The sequence below is a fragment of the uncultured Thiocystis sp. genome (assembly GCF_903866365.1).
Taxonomy (GTDB): Bacteria; Pseudomonadota; Gammaproteobacteria; order Chromatiales; family Chromatiaceae; genus Chromatium.
The window spans coordinates 1-1,734 of sequence record NZ_CAIPNF010000390.1; the positions used below are offsets into that span (position 1 = coordinate 1).

General features: G+C 63.4%; 4 protein-coding genes. 1 reads left to right on the forward strand and 3 read right to left on the reverse strand.

Annotated features, from left to right (window positions below; translation table 11 throughout):
* Positions 1-814, forward strand: an 814-nt coding sequence (locus QZY07_RS21565) for a tetratricopeptide repeat protein (protein ID WP_295407249.1), incomplete at its 5' end; no start/stop codon positions are given.
* Between the two features lie 94 nt (positions 815-908).
* On the opposite strand, the gene QZY07_RS21570 is transcribed toward QZY07_RS21565, so the two are convergent.
* From QZY07_RS21570 to QZY07_RS21580, 3 genes are read right to left on the reverse strand one after another with little or no spacing between them, the layout of a single operon-like run.
* On the reverse strand, positions 909-1,133 hold the full coding sequence (locus QZY07_RS21570; protein WP_295407252.1) for a type II toxin-antitoxin system HicA family toxin: 225 nt from the start codon (positions 1,131-1,133) through the stop codon (positions 909-911).
* Positions 1,126-1,404, reverse strand: a complete 279-nt coding sequence (locus tag QZY07_RS21575) for a type II toxin-antitoxin system HicB family antitoxin (RefSeq protein ID WP_295407255.1) — start codon at positions 1,402-1,404, stop codon at positions 1,126-1,128. The genes QZY07_RS21570 and QZY07_RS21575 overlap by 8 nt, the downstream gene beginning before the upstream one ends.
* Positions 1,382-1,681, reverse strand: coding sequence for a hypothetical protein (locus QZY07_RS21580; RefSeq protein WP_295407258.1), 300 nt, complete (start codon positions 1,679-1,681; stop codon positions 1,382-1,384). The genes QZY07_RS21575 and QZY07_RS21580 overlap by 23 nt, the downstream gene beginning before the upstream one ends.
* Between the last annotated feature and the right edge of the window lie 53 nt (positions 1,682-1,734).

Genomic DNA, 1,734 nt, shown 5'->3' on the forward strand with positions numbered 1-1,734 from the left:
GAGACGCCAGGTGGGCGACCGGGGCGGCGAGGCGACCACGCTCAACAACCTCGGCGGGGTCCATTCCGACCTGGGCGACAAGCGCAAGGCGCTGGACTTCTTCGAGCAGGCGCTGCCGCTGCTGCGCCAGGTGGGCGACCGGGGCGGCGAGGCGACCACGCTCAACAACATCGGCGGGGTCCATTTCGACCTAGGCGACAAGCGCAAGGCGCTCGACTTCTACGAGCAGGCGCTGCCGCTGAGGCGCCAAGTGGGCGACCGGGGCGGCGAGGCGACCACGCTCAACAACCTCGGCGGGGTCTATGACGACCTAGGCGACAAGCGCAAGGCGCTCGACTTCTACGAGCAGGCCCTGCCGCTGAGACGCCAGGTGGGCGACCGGGGCGGCGAGGCGACCACCCTCAACAACATCGGCAGGGTCCATGACGCCCTGGGCGACAAGCGCAAGGCGCTCGACTTCTACGAGCAGGCCCTGCCGCTGCTGCGCCAGGTGGGCGACCGGGGCGGCGAGGCGACCACGCTCAACAATATTGGAGCGGTCTACGACGCCCTGGGCGACAAGCGCAAGGCGCTCGACTTCTACGAGCAGGCGCTGCCGCTTCTGCGCCAGGTGGGCGACCGATGGGGAGAAAGCATTACGCGCTATAACATGGCGATGGTTTATGAGGATATGGGCGATTTAGCCAGGGCCGAGGAGGAACTGAAGATCGTCGTCGCGCTGGATGCGGCCATCGAACATCCCGATCTCGCCAGCGATCGCGCGGCGCTGGAACGGGTCCGGGCAAAACGTGCGGGGCTCAAAGCTGCAAAGTGATGCGAAGCGTCTGCGCCAGAAGCGCGAAGCTCACGAAGGACAAAGTACATCGAGACACGACGCCAGTCCTCTCAAGCATCGCAGCGAGTTCCATTTACAAAGCCAACCACTCCTCCACGGAGACGCCAGCCTGCTTAATGATCGCGGCCAATGTCCCCACCGGAATATCGCGGCCGCCGTGAGCAGGTACGGATATTTTGGCCCTCGTCCCCGGGTGACGCATGAAGACGTGGCGTCCGCCGCCGAAAGGGCCTTCGTAGCCGAGCCGCCGCAATTTCTGAGTGACGACGAGCGGCTTCTCAGGGCTCAACTTAGGCATACGCCAACTCCGCCCCCGCGGGGACATCGATCGAGTAGCCCAAAGCATTCCCATCGATCACCGGTATCTCGTCGCCGAAACGCAACGCGGTGACCAGCCATCCCTGCACGGCATCTTCCGCCATCACGGCCGCTTCGGCGCGGGTTGCTCCCCAGGTCACGCAGCCGGGCAGCACTGACACCTCGACCGTCCAGCTACCATCTTCGTTCCGGCTGAACACACCATAGCTCAGCGCAAGCCTTACGTAGTCATTCCAGGTCAGATATCGCATCGGGTCTCCTCTCCTTCAATTCAGCCGCCAAGCCTGTCAACAGCTTCGCCTCACCTACCCATTCGACATATTCCATATCACCGCCGGCCAGATCCTCAGCCGTCATCTCGCGCAGAAAACGCGCCGTGTCCACACCATAGCGCGTTTCAAAGGACGCCAGACGGCGCTTTGTGCGCTCGATGCCGGCGCGCCGGCGGACCTTATACCCATCGAGCGCCTGCACAATCGTCTCCGCACCCTGACGATTCTGCACCTCGATCACCATTTGAACCGTCATGCCATCCTCCTGACCCGAAAACCAGTCGCTTCTATGTACGCATCATACTCCAA

Bases quoted from the DNA above. Each gene is read 5' to 3' on its own strand.
- QZY07_RS21575 (WP_295407255.1), bottom strand. From the start codon at position 1,404: ATGCGATATCTGACCTGGAATGACTACGTAAGGCTTGCGCTGAGCTAT.
- QZY07_RS21570 (WP_295407252.1), bottom strand. From the start codon at position 1,133: ATGCCTAAGTTGAGCCCTGAGAAGCCGCTCGTCGTCACTCAGAAATTG.
- QZY07_RS21580 (WP_295407258.1), bottom strand. From the start codon at position 1,681: ATGACGGTTCAAATGGTGATCGAGGTGCAGAATCGTCAGGGTGCGGAG.